The organism is Flavobacterium sp. RSP15 (assembly GCF_003968755.1).
In the GTDB taxonomy this organism is placed as follows: Bacteria; Bacteroidota; Bacteroidia; order Flavobacteriales; family Flavobacteriaceae; genus Flavobacterium.
On record NZ_RYDL01000001.1, the window covers coordinates 419,699 to 445,612 of the forward strand.

General features: G+C 33.6%; 26 protein-coding genes. 7 read left to right on the plus strand and 19 right to left on the minus strand.

All coding sequences use genetic code 11. The annotated features are described in order from the left end of the window. Positions 1-5 precede the first annotated feature (5 nt). The 7 genes from recN to EKM00_RS01895 all read right to left on the minus strand — a co-directional run bounded on the left by recN (position 6) and on the right by EKM00_RS01895 (position 6,598). The gene (gene recN, locus EKM00_RS01865) at positions 6-1,658 is read right to left on the minus strand and encodes a DNA repair protein RecN (RefSeq protein WP_126515038.1); all 1,653 of its coding nucleotides are present in this window, start codon (positions 1,656-1,658) and stop codon (positions 6-8) included. 51 nt (positions 1,659-1,709) lie between these two features. Beyond that, complete coding sequence (locus tag EKM00_RS01870; RefSeq protein WP_126515039.1) at positions 1,710-2,594, minus strand: DUF4835 family protein; 885 nt, start codon at positions 2,592-2,594, stop codon at positions 1,710-1,712. Positions 2,595-2,663: 69 nt separating this feature from the next. After that, entirely contained in the window at positions 2,664-3,881 is a 1,218-nt protein-coding gene (coaBC, locus tag EKM00_RS01875) for a bifunctional phosphopantothenoylcysteine decarboxylase/phosphopantothenate--cysteine ligase CoaBC (RefSeq protein WP_126452440.1), read from the minus strand. 8 nt (positions 3,882-3,889) lie between these two features. Continuing rightward, positions 3,890-4,207: a DNA-directed RNA polymerase subunit omega gene (locus EKM00_RS01880; RefSeq protein WP_026709525.1), complete on the minus strand. Its 318-nt coding sequence runs from the start codon at positions 4,205-4,207 to the stop codon at positions 3,890-3,892. Positions 4,208-4,215: 8 nt separating this feature from the next. Continuing rightward, entirely contained in the window at positions 4,216-5,016 is an 801-nt protein-coding gene (locus EKM00_RS01885; protein ID WP_126462931.1) for an outer membrane protein assembly factor BamD, read from the minus strand. Positions 5,017-5,191: 175 nt separating this feature from the next. Continuing rightward, the gene (gene dapA, locus EKM00_RS01890) at positions 5,192-6,073 is read right to left on the minus strand and encodes a 4-hydroxy-tetrahydrodipicolinate synthase (RefSeq protein ID WP_126462933.1); all 882 of its coding nucleotides are present in this window, start codon (positions 6,071-6,073) and stop codon (positions 5,192-5,194) included. A gap of 6 nt (positions 6,074-6,079) precedes the next feature. Beyond that, a complete protein-coding gene (locus EKM00_RS01895) occupies positions 6,080-6,598 on the minus strand; it encodes a DUF6913 domain-containing protein (RefSeq protein ID WP_126452446.1) in 519 nt (172 codons plus the stop codon). 47 nt (positions 6,599-6,645) lie between these two features. Here EKM00_RS01895 and EKM00_RS01900 point away from each other — a divergent pair, with 47 nt between their 5' ends. Both EKM00_RS01900 and EKM00_RS01905 read left to right on the plus strand, forming a co-directional pair. Next, the gene (locus EKM00_RS01900) at positions 6,646-7,455 is read left to right on the plus strand and encodes a 5'-nucleotidase C-terminal domain-containing protein (protein ID WP_126462935.1); all 810 of its coding nucleotides are present in this window, start codon (positions 6,646-6,648) and stop codon (positions 7,453-7,455) included. Positions 7,456-7,594: 139 nt separating this feature from the next. Continuing rightward, positions 7,595-8,506, plus strand: coding sequence for a bifunctional metallophosphatase/5'-nucleotidase (locus tag EKM00_RS01905; RefSeq protein ID WP_126452450.1), 912 nt, complete (start codon positions 7,595-7,597; stop codon positions 8,504-8,506). A 268-nt stretch (positions 8,507-8,774) separates the two neighbouring features. On the opposite strand, the gene ligA is transcribed toward EKM00_RS01905, so the two are convergent. The 6 genes from ligA to rpsF form a co-directional block, all read right to left on the minus strand. Continuing rightward, positions 8,775-10,793 carry an NAD-dependent DNA ligase LigA gene (ligA, locus tag EKM00_RS01910; RefSeq protein ID WP_126515040.1) on the minus strand — a complete coding sequence of 673 codons (2,019 nt, stop codon included), beginning with the start codon at positions 10,791-10,793 and terminating at the stop codon, positions 8,775-8,777. Positions 10,794-10,866: 73 nt separating this feature from the next. Next, positions 10,867-11,340 carry a DUF6495 family protein gene (locus tag EKM00_RS01915; RefSeq protein WP_126452452.1) on the minus strand — a complete coding sequence of 158 codons (474 nt, stop codon included), beginning with the start codon at positions 11,338-11,340 and terminating at the stop codon, positions 10,867-10,869. Positions 11,341-11,450: 110 nt separating this feature from the next. Beyond that, the gene (locus EKM00_RS01920; RefSeq protein WP_126515041.1) at positions 11,451-14,615 is read right to left on the minus strand and encodes a TonB-dependent receptor; all 3,165 of its coding nucleotides are present in this window, start codon (positions 14,613-14,615) and stop codon (positions 11,451-11,453) included. A gap of 94 nt (positions 14,616-14,709) precedes the next feature. Next, positions 14,710-15,153, minus strand: coding sequence for a 50S ribosomal protein L9 (gene rplI / locus EKM00_RS01925; protein ID WP_126452456.1), 444 nt, complete (start codon positions 15,151-15,153; stop codon positions 14,710-14,712). A 66-nt stretch (positions 15,154-15,219) separates the two neighbouring features. After that, on the minus strand, positions 15,220-15,516 hold the full coding sequence (gene rpsR, locus EKM00_RS01930) for a 30S ribosomal protein S18 (RefSeq protein ID WP_007138295.1): 297 nt from the start codon (positions 15,514-15,516) through the stop codon (positions 15,220-15,222). Between the two features lie 5 nt (positions 15,517-15,521). Continuing rightward, a complete protein-coding gene (gene rpsF / locus EKM00_RS01935; protein ID WP_035671622.1) occupies positions 15,522-15,863 on the minus strand; it encodes a 30S ribosomal protein S6 in 342 nt (113 codons plus the stop codon). A 166-nt stretch (positions 15,864-16,029) separates the two neighbouring features. On the opposite strand from rpsF, the gene EKM00_RS01940 reads away from it, so the two are divergent. After that, positions 16,030-16,725, plus strand: coding sequence for a LytR/AlgR family response regulator transcription factor (locus EKM00_RS01940; protein WP_126515042.1), 696 nt, complete (start codon positions 16,030-16,032; stop codon positions 16,723-16,725). A gap of 10 nt (positions 16,726-16,735) precedes the next feature. On the opposite strand, the gene priA is transcribed toward EKM00_RS01940, so the two are convergent. From priA to nadC, 4 genes are all read right to left on the minus strand, one after another. After that, positions 16,736-19,216 (minus strand): replication restart helicase PriA, encoded by a 2,481-nt coding sequence (priA, locus tag EKM00_RS01945; RefSeq protein WP_126515043.1) that lies wholly within the window; start codon positions 19,214-19,216, stop codon positions 16,736-16,738. A 77-nt stretch (positions 19,217-19,293) separates the two neighbouring features. Further along, positions 19,294-19,722, minus strand: coding sequence for a DUF2147 domain-containing protein (locus tag EKM00_RS01950; RefSeq protein WP_126515044.1), 429 nt, complete (start codon positions 19,720-19,722; stop codon positions 19,294-19,296). A gap of 102 nt (positions 19,723-19,824) precedes the next feature. Then, entirely contained in the window at positions 19,825-20,733 is a 909-nt protein-coding gene (locus EKM00_RS01955; RefSeq protein ID WP_126452464.1) for a YihY/virulence factor BrkB family protein, read from the minus strand. Further along, positions 20,730-21,587: a carboxylating nicotinate-nucleotide diphosphorylase gene (nadC, locus tag EKM00_RS01960; RefSeq protein WP_126515045.1), complete on the minus strand. Its 858-nt coding sequence runs from the start codon at positions 21,585-21,587 to the stop codon at positions 20,730-20,732. Before nadC ends, EKM00_RS01955 begins: the two co-directional genes overlap by 4 nt. Before the next feature lie 285 nt (positions 21,588-21,872). Between nadC and EKM00_RS01965 the strand changes: the two genes are divergently transcribed. The 3 genes from EKM00_RS01965 (at position 21,873) to rlmH (ending at position 23,522) form a co-directional block, all read left to right on the plus strand. Beyond that, positions 21,873-22,307, plus strand: coding sequence for a hypothetical protein (locus tag EKM00_RS01965; RefSeq protein WP_126515046.1), 435 nt, complete (start codon positions 21,873-21,875; stop codon positions 22,305-22,307). 129 nt (positions 22,308-22,436) lie between these two features. Then, positions 22,437-22,928 carry a CIA30 family protein gene (locus tag EKM00_RS01970; RefSeq protein WP_126515047.1) on the plus strand — a complete coding sequence of 164 codons (492 nt, stop codon included), beginning with the start codon at positions 22,437-22,439 and terminating at the stop codon, positions 22,926-22,928. Between the two features lie 120 nt (positions 22,929-23,048). Next, a complete protein-coding gene (gene rlmH, locus EKM00_RS01975) occupies positions 23,049-23,522 on the plus strand; it encodes a 23S rRNA (pseudouridine(1915)-N(3))-methyltransferase RlmH (RefSeq protein WP_126515048.1) in 474 nt (157 codons plus the stop codon). Positions 23,523-24,177: 655 nt separating this feature from the next. On the opposite strand, the gene EKM00_RS14770 is transcribed toward rlmH, so the two are convergent. Together EKM00_RS14770 and folP are read right to left on the minus strand one after the other, a co-directional pair. Further along, positions 24,178-24,366: a hypothetical protein gene (locus EKM00_RS14770; RefSeq protein ID WP_199734579.1), complete on the minus strand. Its 189-nt coding sequence runs from the start codon at positions 24,364-24,366 to the stop codon at positions 24,178-24,180. A 2-nt stretch (positions 24,367-24,368) separates the two neighbouring features. Beyond that, positions 24,369-25,193, minus strand: a complete 825-nt coding sequence (folP, locus tag EKM00_RS01985) for a dihydropteroate synthase (RefSeq protein ID WP_126515049.1) — start codon at positions 25,191-25,193, stop codon at positions 24,369-24,371. A 109-nt stretch (positions 25,194-25,302) separates the two neighbouring features. On the opposite strand from folP, the gene EKM00_RS01990 reads away from it, so the two are divergent. Beyond that, a complete protein-coding gene (locus EKM00_RS01990) occupies positions 25,303-25,848 on the plus strand; it encodes a DUF1599 domain-containing protein (protein WP_126452474.1) in 546 nt (181 codons plus the stop codon). The last annotated feature ends 66 nt before the right edge of the window (positions 25,849-25,914 follow it).

Genomic DNA, 25,914 nt, shown 5'->3' on the forward strand with positions numbered 1-25,914 from the left:
TTTCTTTAGTTCAACAAGGCTTTGGCATGATTTAAGGCTGAGTCGGAAACGATTGTTCCAGATAACATTTGCGCGATTTCAACCACTCTTTCTTCTCTAGTTAATAATTTCAATTCAGATTGCGTATCCTCGCCAACAGTCGATTTAAATACTTTGAAATGAGCATTCCCTTTTGCCGCAATTTGGGGTAAATGCGTGATAGCAAAAATTTGCATTTGCTGACTCATTTCCTTCATAATTTCCCCCATTCTTATGGCTATTTCTCCGGAAACACCAGTGTCAATTTCATCAAAAATCAATGTTGGTAATTTTGAATAGTGTGCCAATATCGCCTTAACAGCAAGCATAATCCTTGACATTTCTCCACCAGAAGCTACTTTTTTTAACAAACCAAAATCCGTCCCTTTATTGGCCGAAAATAAAAACTGAAGCTCATCTTTTCCGTTTTGAAAATAGGTTTCAGTTGATTTTACATCCATTTTAAAGCGCACATTAGGCATTCCTAAAGTTTCTAAAATCGCAATCAACTTTTGGGATAAAACTGGAATCGAATTCAATCTATTCGTATGAATTGTAGTTGAAAAAACATCTAATTCAACGGTTTTTTGCTTTAGAGAAAGCGTCAGTGCAGCAATCTCTTCTTCCATATTTCCTAATTCTAATACTGAATTTTCTAGATTCATCTGAATTTGAAGTAGTTCATCCACAGATGACACCTGATGTTTCTTTTGCAAGGTAAAAATCACCTGAAGCTTTTGACTAATTAAATCCAATTGTTCCGGATCATTGATCAATTTTTCAGAACAACGATTCATTTCTTCCAAAACATCTTCAAATTCAATCGTTACGCTTGTAATTCTTTCTAACAAAGATTGGTAATCCGCTGAAAAAACAGCAATTTTTTGTAATGAAACCTTAATTTCATTCAAATTATGCATCACACCCATTTGTTCTTCATTGGCTATAGCCAAAGATTTATCAATAGATTCCTTGATAATTTCAACATTATTTAATTTTTCAAAATCAGCCTCAAGAGATTCTTGTTCACCTGATTTTAATTGCGCTGCTACCAATTCTTCCAATAAAAAAGTATTGTATTCCTGCTCTTTCTTAGATTCGCTTTGTCTTTTCAGTAACGAATTTAATTTGGATCTATCCGATTTATATTTTTTTAAAAGCGACTGATACTCCAGAATTATATTTTTATTTGTGGCAATAGCATCTATAATTTCAAACTGTACATTTTCATCCGAAAGTTCTTGAGTTTGTTGTTGCGAATGAATATCAATCAAGAATAAGCTCAATTCCTGCAATTCCTGAAGATTTACAGGGCTGTCATTAACAAACGCTCTTGATTTTCCTGAAGGCAGGATTTCGCGTCTAATTATAGTGTCATTTTCATAGTCTAAATCATTTGTTTCAAAAAAAGGAAGTAAATTATACTTAGAAATTTCAAAATGAGCCTCAATAATACACTTTTCTTCTTTGTTTTTTAGAGAAGTCAAATCGGCTCTTTTTCCTAAAACCAGCCCCAATGCACCTAAAATTATTGATTTTCCTGCACCAGTTTCTCCAGTGATTGTTGAGAAACCTTTTGAAAAATCGATTGTCAATTTTTCTATTAAAGCATAGTTTTTTATCGAAAGTGACGTTATCATTTATTTGTTTTTTTATTGGAACCGGGGATTAAATTAAAATCTGGCCGCTAATTAATAGTGTATCAGTGCCCATTTGCTAGAATTCAAAGGAGAAATTTTATTTAGATTATCAACTAAATCTGAAATTGTGATACTAGGACCACCTGAAAATACAGCTACAATTTCATCTGATTTAGCATCAAAAAAGACACGGGTTAAAAACGCATTAGGTCTTGAAGCATTTAACTTAGCTAAATCAATTAAAGATCTTTTTATTTTTTCTTTAGCCTCTTTTAAATCCTGATTCATCAAATCTAATCCGGAATGGTACTCAAACATCGTTTGTCGAACTTGTTTGAATGCCGGGGATAAAATATCATTTATCAAAAAATAACGGTTTTGATTTCCATCGGCCTGACTCCATCCTTTTGATCCTCCTTGTTGTGCTACATTCAAAATATTCTGAGCAGTTTCAAAATAAGGATTTCCGGATTCCATCACAAAAGTATCCGCATCCATTCCTAAAATGACATAACTGTAAAAAGAAAGAACCGAAACTAAATTAGAATCAAAACTGGTAAGGTTAAAAATTAAATTTTCAAACTCAGTATACCGAAAACTAAAATCTTTGTCGTTATAATTTAAAACTGGTGAAGTGTACGATGAATTAAAAACCGGACGGGATGATTGTACCTGGATGGTGGCTATAAATTGATCGGAATTATTAGCAGAAACAGTAATATAAATTGAGCAATTAATTTTTTCATTTTGCTTCACTGTTTGACCGGTCCAATCTGTTTTGTTTACAAACTCACTGATCGAGGTTTGCAAGGTTTTAAAAACTTGTTGATTGGTAACACTCAATCGCTGTGCATCAACCGTTACAGTACAATTCAATTGTTGTGCTTGGACACCTCCAAAAATAAAAAGCAGCAAAAAAGTAAATATTTTATTCATCTGTAGATTTCTGTTTTTTTATCTGTCACCATAAATCACAACCGTTATTACCTCATAGAGTGTCATGTACTACCTTAGTTTTTCAAAATGCGCTATCACTTTATTTAGTATATCATCCGCAACAGCCTCTTTCGATTTTAATTCCATTGGTTCAAGATTAAAAAACTGGTCTATAAAAGTAACTTTATTCGTTGGTTTTCCAAAACCGGCACCCTGATCTTGAAGGGAATTCAAAACGATCAAATCTAAGTTTTTTTTCTGAATTTTCAGCTTTGCATTTTCGATTTCATTTTCTGTTTCTAAAGCAAAACCAATCAGAAACTGATTTTTCTTCAGCGTTCCCAAAGAAGCTAAAATATCCTTGGTTTTCTCGAGTTCAATTACAAAATTATCAGCTGCCTTTTTAATTTTTTGTTTAGCTACATTCTTGGGCTTATAATCCGCAACTGCTGCTGCTGCAATGGCGACATCTACATCACCGTACCTCTGGTGGCAGGCTAGATACATCTCTTCGGCAGAGACTACATTAATAACTTCAATCAAGGGATTTGAAACTGTAAAAAGCGTTGGTCCACTTACTAAAAATACTGAAGCACCTAGATTAGCAGCGCTAATTGCTATATCAAAACCCATTTTACCTGAAGAATGATTTCCTATAAAACGCACGGGATCGATTGCTTCATAAGTAGGACCAGCAGTAATTAATATTTTTTTTCCTTTAAGAGGTAATTTATTGTTTAAATCCGCCTCAATAAAAGCCACTATATTCTCTGGTTCCGCCATTCTGCCTTCTCCAGACAATCCACTTGCCAATTCGCCTGTTTCGGCAGGAATTATTGTATTACCAAATTGTGTCAAAGAGGAAAAATTAGCAATAGTTGAAGGATGTTTGTACATATCTAAATCCATTGCAGGAGCAAAATACACGGGACATTTTGCGGATAAATAGGCTGCAATCAATAGATTATCACAAATACCATTTGTCATTTTAGACAATGTATTTGCTGTAGCTGGCGCAATAATCATCAAATCAGCCCAAAGTGCCAATTCAACATGATTGTTCCATTTTTCATCTTCATTGTCTTGGTTATAAAAACTAGAATAAACCGGATTTTTGGATAACGTAGATAATGTAAGAGGGGTTACAAAATCCTTAGAAGCAGGTGTCATTATCACTTGGACATGTGCACCTGCTTTTATGAAAAGTCGTACTAATGAAGCGGTTTTATAGGCTGCAATTCCACCAGAAATTCCTAGTAAAATTTTCTTACCGTTTAAAACTGACATAGCATTTATTATTTATTAGAGTCTCTGTGGTAAATCTTACCATCTAACCATTCTTGAACTGCTAAAGCGTGTGGTTTAGGCAGTTTTTCGTAAAATTTTGAAACCTCAATTTGTTCTTTGTTTTCAAAAACTTCTTCAAGACTATCATTATATGTTGCAAACTCTTCTAATTTCTCTGTCAATTCTTTTTTAATTTCTGAATTGATTTGGTTTGCTCTTTTAGCCATAATGGTTATTGCTTCATACACATTACCAGTAGGTTCTTCAATAACAGTTTTATTATATGTTATTGTATTTACTGGAGCATTCGTCTTTTTTAAATCCATGACTTTATTTATTTAGTAAATTTTTGTAAATCTTTTTCTATTTGAGCTAACATTTGGTTCGCTACTTTTATATATTTCGTTTCAGCATTAAATTTTATCAAATTTGCTTGCGCTGTTTTTGCAACATTCAAACGTTCTTCCATTTTTGCAGGAACACTATTTATTGCCAGTTGGTAAGCTGAATCTAATTTAAAAAACAATGCATCCTCTTTTAGTGGTGTTCCTGGATAATCTGCAACAAAATTATCTAAAGCAATTATCGCTGATTTGAAATCAGAAATCGTATGGTATCCTTTAGCATTTTCAAATACTTTTTTTTGTATTTTCTCGCTAAGCACTTTAACGGAACTATTGGCGTCAGCCATATATTCTGAGTTTGGATAACTATCAATAAACAGTTGTAATTTATCCAATGCTTTGTTCGTGTCCGTTTGATCTAGACTATAAGAAGGAGAAAGCATAGAGTAACTTTTTGCCCCTAAATAAGCTGCTTCTTGTATTTTTTCACTTTTAGGATATCCTGAAACAAAGCTTTCAAATTGATATCCTGCTAAATAATATTGCTTTGTCTTGTAATAGGATTGCGCAAACATATAAAACAATTTTTCTGCTTGAGGCTTTCCTCTGTATGCTGGGCCAATCTGCTCAAAAATACGAATCGCTTTAGAAAATTTTCCTGTATCGTATAATTTAGTCGCCATTTCAAACTTGACAGCTACATCTTCGGTTTTTAGTGCTCTTTGGTATTCGTTACAAGAACTAAAAAAAACTACAAGAAGCAATAGAGATATTATTTTTTTACTCAACATTTAATATTGTTTTTTAGATTTCGTGAATCTTTGATTTCATTTTTTTACTTTTTTCATGATTCCTTTGGCTGAAACAACCTACCAAATCATACCGAAGTTTCGGTGGCAAATTTAGTTATTAATTTAGCGACTTCAAAATATATTTTTTGTTTAAAAAAATGCTACTTTTTCATCCTTATTTATTCATTTTTTTTACAAACTGATCAATTCTATTTGCTAGTGAATCATCTACTTTTACCAGTGGCAAACGCACTGTATTTTCAGAAATCCCTAGTGACAGAAAGACTTGTTTGATTCCTGCTGGATTTCCCTGCTCAAAAATCATGTCAATACAATCTGATAAAAGATACTGTGTTTTGAACGCTTCATCTGTCTTTCTGTTTAAGCCCAATCGAATCATTTCAGAAAATTCTTTAGGGAAACCTTGACCAATAACTGATATCACACCTGCTCCACCTGCTAAAACCATTGGTAAAGCTATCATATCATCACCAGAAATTACAAGAAAATCTTTTGGTTTGTTTTTCAATAATTGCATTGCCTGAACAAGATCTCCTGCTGCTTCCTTTATGGCTACGATATTTTCGAAATCATTTGCCAAACGCAAAACAGTCGAAGGCAACATATTACTTGCCGTTCTTCCCGGAACATTATATAAAATCACTGGAATGGGAGAGGCTTCAGCAACAGCCTTGAAATGCTGGTAAATCCCTTCCTGAGTAGGTTTGTTATAGTACGGAGAAACGGAAAGTATTGCCGTAAACGCAGTTAAATCTCTTGTTTTTAACTCTTCAACAACTTTTAAGGTATTATTACCTCCTACTCCAAGCACTAAGGGCAAAGTGCCATTATTAGCTTCGATTACAGTACGGATGACCAATTCTTTTTCCTCTGGAGACAAAGTTGCGTTTTCTGCAGTGGTACCCAATACTACCAAATATTCAATTCCTCCATCGATAGAAAAATGTACAATTCTTTTTAAAGCTTCGGTATCTATTGAAAAATCTTGTTTAAAAGGAGTTACAAGAGCAACACCTGTTCCTATTAATAATTGCATATTATTTTATATTTTGTTTAATAATTTTAAATATTTGAATAACTCACTTGAAAAAATGCGGTAACTATTAACCTCTGTTTTAATCATGAAATGATTTAATCTTTGGTCTATGGATGAAAAACCAACCTTGAATTGTGCTTTTGAATTATGGGTAACTTGCAATAAAATTGCTTTTTCTATATCGTAATAGCTTATTAATAAATCGAATTTTTCATTGCTAAAAGCATTAACCTCCGTGGATGCAATTTGTCCTTTCCAATTGAGATCTCGAGCACTAAATATAGGATATTTTTTTTCGCTAATTTGTTTTAATTTATCGTTATAAACAATAATTTTGATGTTTTCAGGCAAAATTCCATAGGATAAAATTTCCTTTACCAGCAATTCAGTCTCAGCAAAACCAGTAGTATCAACGACTAAACCAATTGTTTGCACACCAGCCACAGATCCATTACTTTTTAAATTTTGAAAGCTGTTTTTTAATGTTTTTTTTACAAAAAAATTCTTTATATAATTTAAAAACATAGTACTTTTACTTGATTACAAAATTAATTAATTAAGTTGCATTTAAAATGGTAAATCTAAAAAAGTATAACGACGTTTCTAAACTTTTTGTTATATTCTTAACATTTTTATTTGTTGCTTCGTGCAGCAAACAAAATTACTATGTTACTAAAATTGAAGGAAAACGAATTCCTGTCACTGAAAAAGAAAATCAAGTCTCTACTACAGACCCCATAGGAAAACAAGCCCTGCAAATTGAAAATTTCATCAAACCGTATCGGGAACACATCAATAAAGATTTAGATAGTGTCCTTGCGTATTGTCCGGAAACATTAGACAAGAGTTCTGGAAAATGGCAAACTACAATTGGTAATCTGATGGCCGATGTCACATTAAAACGAGGTAATGTTGTGTTTCAAGCTAGAGAAAAAAAGAATATCGACATTTGTTTGCTGAATAGCGGAGGGATTCGCTCTATACTTCCAAAAGGGAATGTCACCGCCCGAACGGCTTTTGAAATTATGCCTTTTGAAAACAGTCTGGTCGTTATTGCGCTAAAAGGAGAACAAATCCTTGAAATCGTTTCCTACTTTATTGCTGAAAAAAAACCGCATCCATTAGCTGGATTAACCTTTACTATTGACAAAAACAATCTTCCAAAAAATATATTGGTTCAAGGAAACCCTGTTCAGCAAGAAACTATTTATTATGTAGGAACCAATGATTATTTATCAAATGGTGGTGACAATATGAATTTCTTTAAAAAAGGAGTTCAAAAATTTGATTTAGAGTACAAACTACGAAATATACTGATTGATTATTTTAAAGAAGTGGATACTATTCCTGTGATAAATGATGTTCGGATTACGGTTGAATAAAAAAGGGTAATAAACAATCCAAAGTAATTTTGAAAACATAAAGCATAGCCCCGATTAAAGTGAAAATCCTTTTTTATCGTTTTTTAACGATAAAAAAGATTGCAACGAAAAGCGGGAAATAGCTCCAAAAAAATATAAAATGAAAAGAAGAGAATTTATTGAGAAAACAGCTGCTGGATCAGCTTTATTAGGTTTAGGTGTATCCTTGAGCAGTTTTGAGTGGTCTAAAACCAAACAACTAACAATTTTACACACCAATGATGTGCACAGTTATATTGATCCTTTCCCAGCAGATCATCCCAGAAATGCTAATATGGGCGGTGTGGCCCGAAGAGCCGCTTTGATTGAAACGATTCGGAAAGAAAATCCAAATGTATTATTGCTGGATGCAGGCGATATTTTTCAGGGAACCCCTTATTTTAATTATTACGGAGGTGAATTAGAATTCAAATTGATGAGCATGATGGAGTACGACGCTTCTGCAATAGGGAATCATGATTTTGACAATGGTGTAGAAGGTTTGCATGCGCAAATGCCACACGCTAAATTTGAGTTCCTATCTGCCAATTATGATTTTAAAAACACGGTGATGGATGGTTTTGTAAAACCCTATAAAATATTCAACAAAAACGGAATAAAAGTAGGTGTTTTTGGACTCGGGATAGAGCTTGCTGGCTTAGTAGACAAGGCAATGTATAAGGAAACGGTGTACAATGATCCGATTGAAACGGCTCAAGATATGGTTCGGATTTTAAAGAAAGAGCAGCAATGTGATATCATAATTTGTTTGTCTCATTTAGGGTATAAATACAGAGACGAACCTGCCAAAATATCTGATTTAAAATTGGCCGAGCTGACTCAAGATATAGATTTGATTATTGGTGGGCATACCCATACTTTTCTGGACAAACCAACGGTTATAAAAAATCTTGTAGGCAAAGAAGTTTTAGTAAATCAGGTAGGTTGCTACGGAATTAATCTGGGAAGAATTGATTTTTATTTCGATAACAATAAAGCAAAAGCTTTTGAAGGAAAATCGATCATAGTGTAACTGTAATCGATTTTTTCTATGAAATTAAACCATTTAATACCAATTATTTTTTGAACAAAACCAACCGGTATTCTATTCATTGTTTATTTTTAAGTCCGGATTTAAACTTTGGGCATTAATTCCAAATTTATAAAAACAGATTAGCGTGCTATAAATAAGACCAATTGTTTAATAACATAGAACATTACTGTGTAAAAACACCTTTACAAGAATTTCAAACAATACATCAAAAAACAGACAATTAATATTCATGCAAAAAAATATATTTTTAATCAGTCTCTGCAGTAGAACTATGAATTAAATTGATGAAATCATCTTCTGAAATTATTGGGACATTTAGTTTATTGGCTTTATCTAATTTAGCAGGCCCCATATTGTCTCCAGCTACAACATAATCCGTTTTTGCTGAAATAGAATTCCCTATTTTGCCTCCATTATCTTCAATTGCTTTTTTCAAATCGTCTCTGGAAAATTTCTCAAAAACTCCTGAAACTACAAAAGTCTTTCCTGAAAGTTTATCCGTGGCATTTGGATTTATTTTTTCGAAAATTTCAAATTGTACGCCATGTTCTTTTAATCTTTCAATTATAATTCTATTTTCTTGATTTTCGAAAAAATCAATTACGCTTTGTGCAATTCGGTCTCCAATTTCATCCACTAAAATCAAATCCATCAAAGTCGCCTGACCCAAGGTATCAATGTTTTTATAATGTTTAGCCAATTTCTTCGCTACTGTTTCTCCTACAAAGCGAATTCCAAGTGCGAACAAAACGCGTTCGAAAGGAATATTTTTCGAATTAGCGACACCATTCACTAAATTTTCAGCCGATTTTTGTGCCATTCGCTCCAATGGTAAAATCTGATCTACCGTCAATTCATATAAATCGGCATAATTATGCACTAATCCATTATTAAAAAGTAAAGCTATCGTTTCTCCGCCAAGACCTTCAATATCCATGGCTTTTCTAGAAATAAAATGCTGAATTCTTCCAATGATCTGCGGTGGGCAACCATAAAAATTTGGACAATAATGATTGGCTTCACCTTCAATTCTCACTAATTTTGTATTGCATTCCGGGCAATGGCTAATGTATTTTGTAGGCTCCGAGACATCGGATCGTTTTGTTAAATCGACTGCTATAATTTTGGGAATAATCTCTCCTCCTTTTTCTACAAAAACAGTATCTCCTTCACGAATATCTAGCTTTTCTATTTGATCTGCATTGTGTAAAGAAGCCCTTTTTACAATGGTTCCAGCTAATTGAACGGGTTCAAGGTTAGCCACGGGAGTTATAGAACCAGTGCGTCCTACCTGATACGAAATAGAATTTAATTTTGTTGAAACTTGTTCTGATTTGAATTTATAAGCGATGGCCCAACGAGGCGATTTAGCAGTAAAACCCAGTTCCTCTTGATAATGAAAAGAATTTATTTTAACTACTACGCCATCCGTTTCATAAGGAAGAGTATGTCTGTGTGTGTCCCAATGATTAATGAATTCAAAAACTTCTTCTAGATTATGAGCCAATTTTGCTTCTTTGGGTGCTTTAAAACCCCAATTTCTTGCCGTTTCTAATCCTTCAAATTGCGATTTAAAAGGCAAATTATTGCCAATTAAAAAATACAACAAACAATCCAAAGGTCGTTTTGCCACTTCAGCACTATCTTGCAATTTTAGACTTCCTGAAGCCGTATTTCGAGGATTTGAATAGGGAGTTTCTCCAATTTCTATTAGTTCCTGATTCATTTTTTCGAAACCGGCAAAAGGCAAAATTATTTCACCGCGAACGTCAAATGTCGCAGGGAAATTTCCTTTAAGCTTGAGCGGAATTGATTTTATGGTTTTAATATTATTAGTCACATCGTCCCCTTGAAAACCATCGCCACGCGTAACAGCACGTTTTAATTTTCCGTTTTCATACGTAATACTGATAGAAGCTCCATCGTATTTTAACTCGCAGGTGTATTCTAATGGAACATCTCCTAAAACCTTTTGAACACGTTTTTCCCAATCGATTAATTCTTCTTTGGAATAGGAATTATCCAAAGAATACATGCGGTGTTGGTGTGGTACGGTTTGAAAATTTTTCGTTATCGTTCCTCCTACTCGTTGCGTAGAAGAATTTTCATCGAAGTATTCCGGACATTGACCTTCCAACTCTTGTAGTTTTTTTAATTTCAAATCAAAATCATAATCAGAAATTATTGCATTATCTAACACATAATAATTATAGTTGTGCTGATTTAATTCCTCCCTTAATTTTTGAATTGTATTCTGAATATCCATAGAAAATAAATTGGCTATTTTAGTTTTGAAAAAGTGTACTAAAATAACCAATTAAAAACAAATAGCAATACAATTACGATGCTATAATAGTATTTATTTGTTGATACAATAGACCATCACTCAAAAACGAACCTTGCTGTATTAATTCAAAAATTGAAGAATTTCGTTCTTCTGTAAACTCTTTTTTACCCACTTTCATTTCAATAGTATCCGTAAACATATTATCGCTAAGCCATTGCAATCCTTGTTTGGTCAAGAAATCAGTTTCTGGAACTAAAGATTTCAAGACAATTGATTGCACATGAGTATCAAAACAATGAAAAAGGAAAATATGATTTTTAGAAAAATGTTCTAAGTAGGTTGCTTTTGAAAGTACTCCTTCCCAAACCAAATCAGAAAACACATCTAATTCTTGTTCGGCAACTTCCGGTTTTTCTGCTTTTATTTTATCCCACTCGGCTTTATCGATAGTCTGCGTTGCTAAAAAAGTACTGAATTCCTGATTCAATTCCTCAAATTGTTCTTTTGTTAATCTTGAGTATTTCATTATTGCGTTTTAATATTTAACTTTTGTTTTTTAGCTATTTTTTGAATTTATAAAACAAAAAAAGCCCTCTCAAACGAGAGGGCAAATTTAATCTATATTTTTATCTTTTTTTAGAAAATATATCTAATTCCAAACTGTGCCTGCCATCTTGATAATAAACTTGCATCATAGTTGAAGGTTTTGGTTTGAGTACCGTTAAAAGTATAGGTTGGTATTTTTGTAGTTTGATCAACAGATACTCCAATTGGCTGTACACTTGTTGGTACTTGAACCAATCCCCAATCCGAATTAATCAAATTACCCAAGTTCAGTACATCAATACTAAATTGGATGGTATTCGTTTTATTAGAAGCTGAAGAAATTTTAAAATTATAATCTTGCATTATTTTAAAATCCCATTTTCCTCTCCATGGAGACAACGCACCATAACGCGCTGCGTACTGACCTCTTCTATCACTCAAATAGTTATCCTGCTTGATAAAGGCATCAAATGCGGCACCTTGACTAACTCCTCCTGTAAATAGCATAGTACTTATTTCGGCTGAAGTTGGTATATAAATTAAATCATTTAAATCAGATCCATCATTATTTATATCGCCTCCATACGTATAATTAAAACGGCCTCCTTGTGCGTATTCAAAGAAAGTCGATACAGTAGTAGCCCATTTGTCATTAGTACCATACTTCCATTTTTTTGAAGCTACGCCTATAAAACGGTGCGTATCGCCATACTTAGAATCAGATAAAACTGCATCATTCACATTTCCTAATGCTGGATTAAATCTAAAAGCATCACCCGTAATTTCTGCTTCAATAGAATTAACATCCTGTGACTTCAAATAGTTGTAAGCTAAACTTGCGAACAATCCATTGTCAAAAGTCTTTTGTACTTTGATAGAAGAGTTGAATGCACTTCCTTTATTGGTATTCGTCAATACATATCCATTAGTTCTCGCCGGAAAACCATAATCTGTCCAAGTACCATAATCCGAACTACCGTATATTGCTCTATTATCAACACCTGTCAATTGACTTGTTGGTCTTTTTAACCCCCAATTTTGTATATGAACCCCATTTAAATCTTTATTATAAGACATGTCTATGGTTACAATATAATTATTTTCGAATTTGTGATCAAATCCTAAACTCGTTCTCCAAACCTGTGGAAATTTAAAATCTTCATCTACTACTTGATAGAAAAATGGATCTATACCGCCTACTTGATTTCCAATCCAAACAAAAGGTAGTTTACCGGTGAAAATTCCAGTACCTCCGCGCAACTGTTGTTTTTTATCTCCATTAATATCCCAATTGAAGCCAACTCTTGGTGACCAAAGTAAATTATTATTAGGTAATTTAGTTGAATCAAAATTCTTTACACTTCCATCAGCTGGGTTGTAATAATCAATATTTGGCAAATATCCTTCTGAATTATCTGTATCAATAAATTTTTGAGCTAATTCAGATGTATTGAAATACAATGGTTTATCAGCTCTTAATCCATAAATTAATTTAAAATTATCACTGATATTCCATTCATCCTGAACGTAAAAAGCTAATTGTCCTACTGTCGTTTCAGCTAAATTCCAACCCCCATCAACACCGTCTTTCAATGCATTTTTTGTGTCAAAAGTTGTTTGTGCGTTTTTTATTGCAGTGCTGTAATAACCATTTGCAATATTCGCATCAAAACCAGCCATATTTGTACTTCCAAAAACATCAAAACCATAACCTTTTAAGTTAAATGAATTTTTAAAAATGAACTTTTCGAATGAGAAGCCTACTGTATAGGTATGATTTCCTCTGACAATATTTAAATTATCAGTAATTTGAATTACTTTTTGATCTAATTTATTATTGATAGAGAAAGGCTCATGACCTGCTATAATGTAAGGAGAACCATCTTTAGTGATAGTAATTACCGGCGCAGGAGTAGAAAAAGGATTTCTAAAATCATTAAAATGAGTATAACCCGCTTGTAATTTATTAGAAACCGTCTCACTAAATTTAGAATTTAATTCTACTAAAAAAGAGCTAATTTGGTTGTTAATTTGGTACCCTGAATTTTCAAATTGTAACGTATTTGCATCAATTCCTCTACGAATAATAGCAGTAGGATGTGCAGGCTTATCTTTTGAAGCATCTAAAAAATTATAAATAACAGCTAGTTTATGGTTGTCATTAATATTCCAATCCAACTTTACAATTCCTTTACTTGAATTAGAATTATGTGTAAATCCTTGATAAGCACCTGTATTATAACCTAGCTTTCCTAACTCAGTAGATACATGCATTAAATCAGTTTCTAATACTCTGGATTCATTCACTCCAGTAGTTCCATTTCCATCATTAGCAACAAAATTTGATCCTGAATCGCTTCTTTTATCAATTTCAAAATTGGTAAAGAAAAACAATTTGTTTTTAACAATTGGGCCACCAAGACTAAAACCGGTTTGTGTTTGCTCTAATGCGGGCACAAATATTTTTTCTCCTTTAATTTTACTACCTGTCATATCCTGATTTCTATAAAAACTATAGGCAGTACCATGGAATTCATTTGATCCTGATTTAGTGACTGCATTTACAGAAGCTCCAGTAAAACCTGATAATGTAACATCATAAGGAGCGGTGGCAACCTGAATTTGTTCGATTGCATCCAATGAAATAGGCTGAGAGCCGGTTTGTCCACCCGGAGTTGCTGCATCTAAACCAAAAGGATTGTTAAAAATAGCACCATTAAGCGAGTAACTATTGTATTGATCGTTTCTACCTCCAAAAGAACCTCCACTTGCTGTTGGTTCTAAACGGGTAAAATCATCAGCTGATCTTGAAATAGATGGCAATGCTGATAATTCTCTTCTACCGATAGTGGTTTCTGCACCAGTTCTTCCACTTTGAAAAACTCTATTTTTAGAACCAACTACTTTTACTTCGTCTAAATTCTGACTTTCATCTTTCAAGACAACATCTAAACTGAATACTTTACCTAAATCAAGGTAAACATCATTGTATTCTTCACTTCTATATCCTACAAAGGATACGACAATTTTGTAAGGACCACCAATTCTCATATTCAACATACTGATTCTTCCATCCGCATTGGATAAAGCGGAATACTTAGAACCTGTAGGAATATGAATTGCCTGAACCGTCGCTCCGGGAAGCGTCTCATTGTCAGAACCTCGCACAATCCCTTTGATACTAGAAGTTGTAGTTTGCCCAATGGCAGCACTGAAACTGCATAAAATTAATAATAAAGTAATGATTCTTTTCATTTGTTTAAATTTGTTATTTGTGGCGCAAAATTAAACAAAAAAAAATCACTCCTAAGAGTGATTTTAATAATGTATTAACAAAATGTTAACAAATTTATGCTTTTTCAGCAATAATTTCATAAGGCAATTCTATAATTACATCTCTGTGTAATCGCACGGTAGCAGCATATTTCCCTGTACGTTTTACGATTCCGCTTGTGATGAATTTTCTGTCAATTACTTGACCACCTTTAACTAAAGCTGCAGCGATATCAATATTTGTGATTGAACCAAATAGTTTTTCACCTCCTGCTTTTGCGAAGATCTTAATTTCGATCGCTTTCAAAGCTTCTGCTAAGGCTTGCGCATCTGCAACTACTTTAGCTTCTTTATGAGCTCTTTGTTTTAGGTTTTCAGCTAATACTTTCTTTGCAGAAGATGTTGCTAAATGAGCGTGTCCTTGTGGAATTAGAAAATTACGTCCGTATCCGTTTTTTACAGAAACGATATCATCTTTAAATCCTAAATTTTGAACGTCTTGTCTTAAAATAAGTTCCATGTTGTTGTCCTTTTATATAGAAGTTAGGTTTCGTATTTCAGAAAACCAACAACTGTTAATTTTTTATTATTTTAGTAAATCAGCCACATATGGCATTAATGCTAAGTGACGTGCTCTTTTTACAGCAACAGACACTTTTCTTTGGTACTTCAATGAAGTTCCTGTTAAACGACGAGGAAGTATTTTTCCTTGCTCATTAACAAATTTCAATAAGAAATCAGCATCTTTATAATCAATATATTTGATGCCTGATTTTTTGAAACGACAATACTTTTTAGTTTTGTTTGTTTCTATATTTAAAGGCGTAAGATATCTGATATCACCGTCTTTTTTTCCTGAAGCTGATTGTTGTAATGTTGCCATAATAATTAAGCTTTTGTAGATTTTAATTTAGTTCTTCTTCTTTCAGCCCACGAAATAGCATGTTTATCAAGACTTACAGTCAAGAAACGCATTACTCTTTCGTCACGTCTAAATTCAGTTTCAAAAGCAATAAGCACTTCTCCAGCTACCTTGAATTCGAATAAATGGTAAAAACCACTTTTTTTGTTTTGAATTTCGTACGCCATTTTTTTTAGGCCCCAGTCTTCTTTCGACACCATTTCTGCTCCTCTACTAGTAAGAAAATCTTCAAATTTGCTTACTGTTTCCTTTACCTGGACTTCAGATAAAACGGGATTTAAAATGAAAACAGTTTCATAATGATTCATAAATATAAATTTATTTGTTATTTGGGTGCAAAAGTAATCAATATTTTTTGTTTCACAAATCTTATTTCGTTTTTTTGCTCTACATTTAAAAAAATCGATAAAATTATTTTTTTTTGTAAATAAAAAAGTAGTAGATTTACTTAACAAAATCTAATACTGAAATTTTATGAAACTAAACTGTGTTATAGTTGATGATAGTTCTATCCAGAGGATGATTATTACAAAGTTAGTTAATATTCATCAAAATTTACACCTAATAGCAGATTTTTCTAACGCCATAGAAGCAAAAAGCTGTATGTCTGTTCACAATGTAGACTTAATATTTCTAGACATAGAAATGCCAGTGATCAGTGGTTTTGATTTTCTAGATGGCTTAAAAGTACAACCTCAAATTATTTTCATTACTTCCAAGGCAGAATACGCCATGAAAGCGTTTGATTATGACGCAACAGACTACCTTCAAAAACCAATTACAATTGATCGATTTAACGCCTCTGTCAAAAGAGCCATTGATTTTCACTTACTCAAAAAAGAGAATAAAGAAGATGAAGGCGAGCATATTTTTATAAAAAGTAATTTGAAAAAATTGAAAATTTTTACTTCAAAAATAAAATGGATTGAAGCCTTTGGAGATTATGTCAGAGTCGTTACCGAAGAGGATAGTAATCTGGTACTCTCTACAATGAAATCTTTTGAAAATGATCTGTCCAAAGATAAATTTGTCAGAGTTCATAAATCTTATATTATTAATATCGATAAGGTAGAACGCTTCAATAGCAAATATGCCGAAATTGGGATGACAAAAATTCCTTTGAGCCGACACAAAAAAGAAGATCTAGTACGAGCCCTTTCCTTTTCTTAATTCCCATTAATCAATAAAAATCTACATTTGAAGTTACTTTTATAGCTCTGAACTGAGCAACAGCCTCAAAACTATTTAGCATTTTCTGAATCGTTCTCTTCGTGTTCCCAATAGACACATTTTGAGGTATTTTGATAATAATCATACGAATGTATTCGTTTCTAATCCTGCTGATAGCCGGTTCTTCCGGACCCAATACTGGCATATTTAAGTTTTGACTTATCACTTGATACAGCCACATAGCACCTTCCTTTAACTTATCAAAATCACGTTGTTTTAGCGTTAGTTTTATAAGCCTGAAATACGGTGGATATTTATAAATTTGTCGGTCATACAATTGTTCGTTATACATTCCAAAATAATCGTTCTTAGTCACTTGTTGTATTGTATTGTGATTGGGATTGTAGGTTTGTATGATCACTTTCCCTTGTTTTTGAGAACGTCCTGCTCTACCGGCAACTTGAGTCATCATCTGAAAACTTCTCTCAAAAGCCCTAAAATCAGGATGATATAACATATTATCCGCATTCATTATTCCTACTAAACTCACGTTGTCAAAATCCAACCCTTTGGCCAGCATTTGGGTCCCTACTAATATGTCCATTTCTCTGTTCTTAAAACTATCAATGATTTTTTCGAAACCAAATTTTCCTCGGGTCGTATCCTGATCCATTCTCCCTATTTTTGAATTTGGAAAAATAGACAGTAATTCTTGTTCAATTTGTTCGGTTCCAAAGCCTTTTGTAGTCAAATCAACACTAAAACATTCGTGACAATGAGTAGGTTTAGCCATGGTGTATCCACAATAATGACAACGCAACTGGTTTTTATGCTTGTGATAGGTCAAACTTACGTCGCACTGTTGGCATTGAGGTACATGACCGCAAGTAATACATTCAATTACAGGAGAATATCCTCTACGGTTTTGAAACAAAATCACTTGTTCTCCTAAAGACAACGCGTTTGTAATTTCTTCAATTAAAACGTCACTAAAATGTCCTGTCATTTTTTTTCGAAAGTATTTGTCTTTCAAATCCACCAATTCAATATTGGGCATCCTGACATTCCCGAAACGTTCCGAAATTTCGACCAGGCCAAATTTATCTGATTTGGCATTAAAATACGTTTCTATACTTGGCGTAGCAGAACCCAAAAGCACTTTTGCCTTGTGTGAATGTGCTAAAACTATAGCCGCATCCCGGGCGTGATATCGCGGAGCCGGATCTGCCTGCTTGAAGGTTTGCTCGTGTTCTTCATCTACAATTATGAACCCTAAATTATGAAAAGGCAAAAACAACGCTGACCTTGCTCCAATTACCACTTGTGCTTTCTCAGAATTTTGCAAAACTTGATTCCACACTTCAATCCGTTCATTATTGCTGTATTTCGAATGAAACACCGCTACTTTATTTCCAAAATAACTTCTTAATCGGCCTACTAATTGAGTCGTCAAGGCAATTTCAGGTAGTAAATACAGGATTTGTTTTCCCGTTGCCAAATATTCTTCAATGAGTTTGATGTAAATTTCCGTTTTTCCACTGGATGTTACTCCGTGTAATAAACAGACTTCTTTTAGAATAAAACGATCTTTAATTTCTTCGAAAGCAGCTTGTTGCGCCTGACTCAACTGTAATTCTTCATCACGAATTTTTCCGTTGAAATGTACTCTGTCTTCCTGCAAAAAATAATCTTCGAATATTTCTTTCTCGATTAAAGCTTTAACAATTGCCGAAGAAGAATTAGCTTGCTCCACTAATTTTTTTACGGTAATGGGTTTAGCTCCGTTCTTTTCGGCCTCGCCTTGGGACTTTTGCGTTGCGCTCAATTGAAAATAGTGCATTACAACTTCCTTTTGTTTGTTGGCATTTTTCAGCGTCTCAAGTAATTCGCTTAAGCCTTGATTGGATTCGTATTTGGGGTGCAGCCGCACGTAGCGAACTAATTTAGGTTTGTAGCTTTCCTGTATTTCTTCCTGAAGCACCAAGATGTTCTTATCAACTAGTTTTTGAATAACAGGAAAGATATTTTTCTTGTTTAAAATAGCAATAATATCTTGAATTTTTAGCGAATTCTGCTGTTGCAAAGCTTCGTAAACCAGGAACTCATCATCGGAAAGGAGATTGGTATCTACAAATAAATTCGTTTTTTGAGAAATCAGGGTTTCGCTTTCCAGCAAAAGAGCACTTGGCATGGCACCACGATACACATCTCCAATGGCACACATATAATAGGAAGCGATCCACTGCCAATGTGCAATCTGGATTTCAGTTACGATGGGCTTTTCATCCAGAATTTGATGGATTTCCTTCGCATCATACAACTCTGGTTTGTTTTGATGAGTTTCAATAACTAAAGCCGTAAAAATTTTACTTTTCCCAAAAGGAACAGCTACCCGCATTCCTTTTTTGATGTACAGAAACTCTGTTTCGGAAACGCTATACGTGAATGTTTTAGCTAAGGAAAGAGGTAAAATTACTTCTGCAAAATACATTTATAATCAATTATGAGTTATCAATTTGAGTGATGTGTTGAATTTTTACTTTGAACCCATAACTGCTAATTTTACACTTATTTTACTCTGTTCCAAGTTTGTGTTCTTCCAAATAAGGCCACGCCAATATATCCTCGAACGTCCAGTTTATCACTACCATTCAAAACCAGAAAACATTTGTAGAGCTTCCCCGTAGTTGGATCCAAAATTTTTCCTGAATTGTATTCTTTACCATCTTTAGTAAGGCCTTTGATAATCACAAGCCCCATAATAGGCTTATTTTTTTCATCACCGGAACATGCTGTACATACACTTTTTTTCTTTTCGGAGTCTAATATGTCAACGATTTTTCCGTAAATTTTACCGGAACGTTCGTAGATTTCGACTATTGATTTGGCTTTGCCAGTTTTGTCGTCAATGGTTTTCCATTTTCCGATAACGCTATGCGTTTGTCCATAAAAGGCCATCGAAATAAATAATGCCAGAATTGTAATTGTATTTTTCATTTTTTTTCTTTTTAGAGCCCTTATAGCCTTGAAAATCTTGCCACGGCAAGAAACGAATAGCAGGAAATAACTCTTAATTTTGATACTGTTTTGATTTGAAAATTATACTTTTTTTGCTTTCAGTTTATTTACTGTGGCATTCAATTCAAAACCCAACAGTAATATCATGCAGTTGATCCAAATATAAAACATCAAGACCAATAATGTTCCTATTGAGCCATATAATTCATTGTATTGTGAAAATTTTGTGACCCAAATTCCAAAACCGTATGAATCCAGCAGAATCAATATTGTTGTAAATATAGAGCCAATAGAGATAAAAGCTCTGTTTTTATAATATTTAGTTCCAAACTTAAAAAGTATAGATGTAGTAGTTAAAATCATCAAAATCACGAATGCATATCGTCCTAAAACAATTAGTTGCAGCTGATCGCTAAATACTGTTTTCTGTATAAATACCTCAAAAACAACAATTATTGCAACCGTTACAATTAAAAGGAAAGACAGCAATAATGACATTCCTAGTGCGACTAAATACTGACGGATAAACCCTCGCTTGATCAGGACGTGTCTGGAAGATTCAAAACCTCCAAGAATTCCATTTAACCCGTTTGCCATTAATAAAATGGAGAGTAAAAACCCATAGGAAACTAATCCTGAGTGGCTGTTATTAAGAATATCATTGATGATTTTATAAATAGCATCATAGGTATTGGGCGGAACTCCATCCTTTACAAATTGAAGAAAATCATTCTGAAAACCTTCAATAGGTATATAAGGAATAAGATTTAAGATGAACAGCGCAAAAGGAAATAAGGCCATAAAAAAACTAAATGCAATTGCACTGGCGTGATAGGTCAACGCACTCTCCACAATCCCAAGTCCGTATAGTTCTAACAAATCGTATAATGACAAGCCTTCTAGCCAAGGAAGCTTGATCTTTTTTAACACATGAACCAGATTCCGAATTATCGGGATTTTTTCGAGCTTAACCTCTATCTCTTTACTCATATTGCTTTTAAACTCAAATCCATGTTGTAAACGGAATGCGTTAAGGCACCTGACGAAATATAATCTACTCCACATTCTGCATACTTGCGAATGGTATTTTCATTTATATTTCCGGAAGATTCAGTCCGGCATTTATCCCCAATCAAAGCTACTGCTTTTATCGTATCTTCATAATTAAAATTATCAATCAAAATCCGATATATTCCTTCACTTTCGAGAATTTCTTTTATTTCAGCTAAGTTTCTGGCTTCGACAATGATTTTAAGATCCAGATTATTTTCCTTGAGGTAGGCTTTGGTTTTGGCAATGGCCAAGGTAATTCCGCCCGCAAAATCAATATGATTGTCCTTGAGCATTATCATATCGTACAAAGCATACCGGTGGTTTTCGCCGCCGCCAATTTTGACCGCCCATTTCTCACAGGCCCTGAATCCCGGTGTTGTTTTGCGGGTATCGAGAATTTTTGTATTTAGCCCTGCTACTAAACGAACGTATTCTTTGGTTTTAGTTGCTATAGCTGACATTCTTTGCATTGAATTCAAAACTACACGTTCTGATTTTAAAATAGATTGTGAACTTCCCGAAACATGAAAAACAACATCTCCCTTTTTTACTGAAGTTCCATCCTCAATGAAAGTCTCTATTTGTAAGTTAGAGTCTATGTAATCAAAAATCATTTTGGCAAAAGCCACGCCTGCAATAATACCGTCCTCTTTTACCAATAATTTTGCCTTTCCTGTGGCCGATGCAGGAATACTCGCCAAAGAGCTATAATCTCCAGGGCCCACATCCTCCCGAATGGCGTTTTGTATTAGTATTTGTAACTCGTTATTGAATTGTGCTTCGCTAATCATTTTATAGAAAATTTATGGAATGCTAAGGTAGCATATATTTTATGGATTTGAAAATTTGCGGGTTGGCTTCTTTGGATAAAGAGACAAATGAATCCATTTTACCAAGAAAAAAACTAGACGTATTAAAGATTCAATTGTAGAAAACAACACAGTTCCCATACGCAATTACAGCTTTGCAAATTGATTTTAGGCTCCCTAGCTATTTAAACCCATAAATCAATTGTTTGTTTAGGGCAGTACTATTTAAAATCCTATATTTGAATTTAGTAACTAAATCACTATTTTATGAAATCTTATTTTAGCGTGCTTTTTGTATCGTCACTACTTTTTATTTCTTGTAAAAAGGAAGTAGACACACAAAATACTACCCCAACAAATATCGTTCCTTTTACTGAGGTTGGCAGACAAATGCAGAACCAATCGCAAACTGCCACTCAGCAACAACAAAATAAGGATCCTACTGCTGTTGCCACTGGCGCGAATCCAGCTCATGGTCAACCTGGTCACCGATGTGATATAGCCGTTGGTGCTCCTTTGAACTCCCCGGCTGCTACAAATGCTTCTGCTACGCCACAACAAAACGCGCCTGTTCAGGCCAATACTGTCTCAACTGCAACAACGCAAGACCAGGGAACTCCAACGGCTGAAGGAATGAATCCGCCACACGGACAAACCAATCACCGCTGTGATATTGCTGTGGGTGCTCCGTTGCCTAAATAGGAATTTGAATCCTCCTCAAAAATAAAAAATGGGCGCAAATCCTCAAGTGTTTAGGCCCGTTTTAGTTTTTGAATCCTACCGCGTGATAGTAATTTGTTCAGCGTAAATATGTTACAATACCAACCAACAATGACACCTGTACTAATTTTTGATTTTAATTTAAATAGCGATCTAAGCAATTGGAAAATTGTAAATGATGCTGTAATGGGAGGAATGTCAGAAAGTACATGCTATCGGAACTCAAATGGAAAAGGAACTTTTGAAGGTACTGTTTCATTAGAAAACAATGGCGGATTTTGTGCTGTGAAATATGTTTTTGAACCAATGTATCTAAAACCTGCTAAACATATTTGCATCCACATTAAAGGAGACGGCAAACAATACCAATTTAGAGTGAAGATAAATCGTACAGATTCCCATTCGTACGTATTCCCTTTTCAGACTACCACAGATTGGCAAACAATTGAAATTCCATTCACCCAGTTGTATCCAGCTTTCAGAGGACGAAAATTAGATCAGTCTAATTATGACGGATCAAAATTAGAGGAAATTGCTTTCCTGATAGGCAATAAGATAGAAGAGTCCTTTCAATTACTAATTGATCGCATTGAGGTAAAATAAATAGCATCTTAGCTTTCGTAATTTTATAAATTTAAAAATCAGATTATTAATTTCCATTAAAGAGAATGTAATGTAAAACTGCTAATTTTTCTATCTTTGCATCTCTGAAATCTAACAAAAATGAACATCAAATTGATTGCTATCGGTAAAACTGATAACAAAGCGCTAGAATCCTTGATCGACGATTACAACAAGCGTTTGTCTTTTTACATTAAATTCGATTTAGATATTATTCCTGATATCAAGAACGTAAAAAACTTATCGGAAAGTCAACAAAAAGAAAAGGAAGGCGAATTGATTTTGGCAAAAATTACGCCTACAGATCAACTTATTTTGTTGGATGAAAACGGGAAAAATTTTTCTAGCGTTGGCTTCTCAGAAGAATTACAAAAGAAAATGAATTCCGGGGTAAAGACTTTAGTTTTTGTAATTGGTGGTCCTTATGGTTTTTCGGATACGGTTTATGCTAAAGCACAAGGAAAAATATCGTTGTCTTTAATGACTTTTTCGCATCAGATGGTTCGATTATTCTTTATCGAACAATTGTATCGTGGATTCACAATCTTGAAAAACGAACCATATCATCATCAGTAGAGATTACAAGATTAATTATTGAACTATTTAATAGATATATTTTTCCGGAACTTCTTTATTAAAAGTAACCCGTTGGGTGCAATTATTCAAAACGTCAGTTCGAGTATTTTTTGTGTAGTAAAACGGAACAAAAAATGTATCGAGAACAGTTTTTAATACTAATTTTCTAGTTCTCGATATAATTTTCTGTCGAAAATCACTCGAACTGACGAAAATTATCATCAAAAATTAATTGCACCCAACGGGTTAAAAGTATCTAATTCTCTCGTCAAAATCTTAATTTATAAATACTCTTCAAAACTGATGTTTTTATCAAAAACTAATACTATTTTGGGATTAATAGCAAAATTAAAACTATACAGGTAATTTAAAAATTCACTTCTTTTTATTTTACTGGTATTAATTAAAACTAAATCAGATCCCTTTTTAAAATAAAACATAAAGCCTCCATTTGAAGGCTTTATGTTTTATAATACACAGTAGTAAAAGGTATAAAAGCCAGATTTTTACCAATTGTATCTGCGTAAGAATAATAATTTTCGGTCTTTTCATTCTTGTGTGCTTTTTCTTAGCGCTTCTTTTGTTGCAACCTCATGATATCCGGAATTGCAAGTCGTAACGGTAAACGTTTGTCTACATTGAGAATCCAATTGGTCTAAATAATACTGTTTTTACGGTTTACTTCAGCCAGCGTATCCAAGTCTTTTGTTCTAAAAAAAAAATAGATTGGCGAAAGATCCTCTACCACTTTGACAATTGAAATATTTGATTTTGGCAATAAAACCGCTTCTTTATTTCCACAGGAAAAAAGAGTAAAAAGAACAATCAACATAAAATATTTCATCGTTATAAATTGATTTTATTGAATAATGTAACGCATTCCACAGCTTCTTTTACATCGTGAACACGAAGTATTTTTGCGCCTTTGGTCAATGCCAAAGTATTTAAAACTGTAGTTCCATTTAATGCATTTTCGATTGAAGTATCTAGGGTTTTATAAATCATGGATTTTCTGGAGACTCCTACAAGAAGTGGTAATTTCAAGATGTTAAACAAGTCCATTTTTTGAAAAACTTCATAATTTTGTGCTATTGTTTTGGCAAAGCCAAAGCCCGGATCGATAATCAAATCATTGATTCCAAAACTTCTGGCCATAGCTACTTTTTCAGAAAAATAGAACACCATTTCTTTTACAATATCATCGTAACCCGTAAGTGTTTGCATCGTTTGCGGATTGCCTCGCATGTGCATCATAATATACGGAACATTGTATTTTGCAATTATCTCCAGCATTTTGTCGTCCAGATTTCCGGCTGCAATATCATTGATGATAGCCGCACCACTTTCAATCGATGCTTTTGCTACTTCGCTTCGAAAGGTATCAATAGAGATTATTGTATCTGGAAACTGCTTTAGAATCAAATCAATAACAGGAACAATTCTGGAAATTTCATCTTGTTCCGAAACGAATTCTGCATTTGGTTTGCTGGAATAAGTACCTACATCTATAAAAGTTGCACCATAAAGCAGCATTTTTTCAGTATGAGAAAGGATTTCGGTTTCATTCTTATACTTTCCTCCATCAAAAAAAGAGTTGGGTGTCACATTCAAAATTCCCATTACTTTGGGAGTTGATAGATCAATGAGTATTCCTTTACAATTAATTGTCATTCTTTTTTAGTTTTAAAACTACTACTTTCAACATTATTTACCCTTCATTCTACATTCAAAAAAATTATTCTTATTTTTGAAAAAATTTGAATACAAATATACACCAATAATGAAGAATACTTCAAAGGAATATGATGCTGTGATTGCGACTTGTCGGGCACTGTATATCAACAAAATGAGAGATTACGGATGTGCTTGGCGCATTTTGAGACTGCCTTCATTAACGGATCAAATCTATATTAAGGCCCAAAGAATCCGAAGTTTACAAGAAAATGAAATCCGCAAAATTGATGAAGATGAAACGGGTGAATTCATTGGGATCATCAATTATGCTCTCATGGCGTTGATTCAATTGGAATTAGGCGTTGCAGATCAGCCTGATTTAAGTGTGGAAAAGGCAACCAAATTATACGATGCCAAAATCAAACTAACCAAGGAATTAATGGAAGACAAAAATCATGATTACGGGGAAGCTTGGCGCGAAATGCGTGTAAGTTCACTAACAGATTTAATTTTGCAAAAACTACTTCGTGTCAAACAAATTGAAGACAACAAAGGAAGAACATTAGTTTCTGAAGGAATCGATGCTAATTATCAGGACATGATAAATTATTCGATTTTTGCCTTGATTCTAATGGGTTTTGGAAACAAATAATAAAAAGCAATAACTAAACATGAAATTGCCAAGGTTTTAAAATCACAAACTGTAATCAAGAATGGC

Coding starts and splice junctions, on each gene's coding strand:
- recN (WP_126515038.1), bottom strand. CDS start 1,658: ATGATAACGTCACTTTCGATAAAAAACTATGCTTTAATAGAAAAATTG.
- EKM00_RS01870 (WP_126515039.1), bottom strand. CDS start 2,594: ATGAATAAAATATTTACTTTTTTGCTGCTTTTTATTTTTGGAGGTGTC.
- coaBC (WP_126452440.1), bottom strand. CDS start 3,881: ATGTCAGTTTTAAACGGTAAGAAAATTTTACTAGGAATTTCTGGTGGA.
- EKM00_RS01880 (WP_026709525.1), bottom strand. CDS start 4,207: ATGGATTTAAAAAAGACGAATGCTCCAGTAAATACAATAACATATAAT.
- EKM00_RS01885 (WP_126462931.1), bottom strand. CDS start 5,016: ATGTTGAGTAAAAAAATAATATCTCTATTGCTTCTTGTAGTTTTTTTT.
- dapA (WP_126462933.1), bottom strand. CDS start 6,073: ATGCAATTATTAATAGGAACAGGTGTTGCTCTTGTAACTCCTTTTAAA.
- EKM00_RS01895 (WP_126452446.1), bottom strand. CDS start 6,598: ATGTTTTTAAATTATATAAAGAATTTTTTTGTAAAAAAAACATTAAAA.
- EKM00_RS01900 (WP_126462935.1), top strand. CDS start 6,646: ATGGTAAATCTAAAAAAGTATAACGACGTTTCTAAACTTTTTGTTATA.
- EKM00_RS01905 (WP_126452450.1), top strand. CDS start 7,595: ATGAAAAGAAGAGAATTTATTGAGAAAACAGCTGCTGGATCAGCTTTA.
- ligA (WP_126515040.1), bottom strand. CDS start 10,793: ATGGATATTCAGAATACAATTCAAAAATTAAGGGAGGAATTAAATCAG.
- EKM00_RS01915 (WP_126452452.1), bottom strand. CDS start 11,340: ATGAAATACTCAAGATTAACAAAAGAACAATTTGAGGAATTGAATCAG.
- EKM00_RS01920 (WP_126515041.1), bottom strand. CDS start 14,615: ATGAAAAGAATCATTACTTTATTATTAATTTTATGCAGTTTCAGTGCT.
- rplI (WP_126452456.1), bottom strand. CDS start 15,153: ATGGAACTTATTTTAAGACAAGACGTTCAAAATTTAGGATTTAAAGAT.
- rpsR (WP_007138295.1), bottom strand. CDS start 15,516: ATGGCAACATTACAACAATCAGCTTCAGGAAAAAAAGACGGTGATATC.
- rpsF (WP_035671622.1), bottom strand. CDS start 15,863: ATGAATCATTATGAAACTGTTTTCATTTTAAATCCCGTTTTATCTGAA.
- EKM00_RS01940 (WP_126515042.1), top strand. CDS start 16,030: ATGAAACTAAACTGTGTTATAGTTGATGATAGTTCTATCCAGAGGATG.
- priA (WP_126515043.1), bottom strand. CDS start 19,216: ATGTATTTTGCAGAAGTAATTTTACCTCTTTCCTTAGCTAAAACATTC.
- EKM00_RS01950 (WP_126515044.1), bottom strand. CDS start 19,722: ATGAAAAATACAATTACAATTCTGGCATTATTTATTTCGATGGCCTTT.
- EKM00_RS01955 (WP_126452464.1), bottom strand. CDS start 20,733: ATGAGTAAAGAGATAGAGGTTAAGCTCGAAAAAATCCCGATAATTCGG.
- nadC (WP_126515045.1), bottom strand. CDS start 21,587: ATGATTAGCGAAGCACAATTCAATAACGAGTTACAAATACTAATACAA.
- EKM00_RS01965 (WP_126515046.1), top strand. CDS start 21,873: ATGAAATCTTATTTTAGCGTGCTTTTTGTATCGTCACTACTTTTTATT.
- EKM00_RS01970 (WP_126515047.1), top strand. CDS start 22,437: ATGACACCTGTACTAATTTTTGATTTTAATTTAAATAGCGATCTAAGC.
- rlmH (WP_126515048.1), top strand. CDS start 23,049: ATGAACATCAAATTGATTGCTATCGGTAAAACTGATAACAAAGCGCTA.
- EKM00_RS14770 (WP_199734579.1), bottom strand. CDS start 24,366: ATGAAATATTTTATGTTGATTGTTCTTTTTACTCTTTTTTCCTGTGGA.
- folP (WP_126515049.1), bottom strand. CDS start 25,193: ATGACAATTAATTGTAAAGGAATACTCATTGATCTATCAACTCCCAAA.
- EKM00_RS01990 (WP_126452474.1), top strand. CDS start 25,303: ATGAAGAATACTTCAAAGGAATATGATGCTGTGATTGCGACTTGTCGG.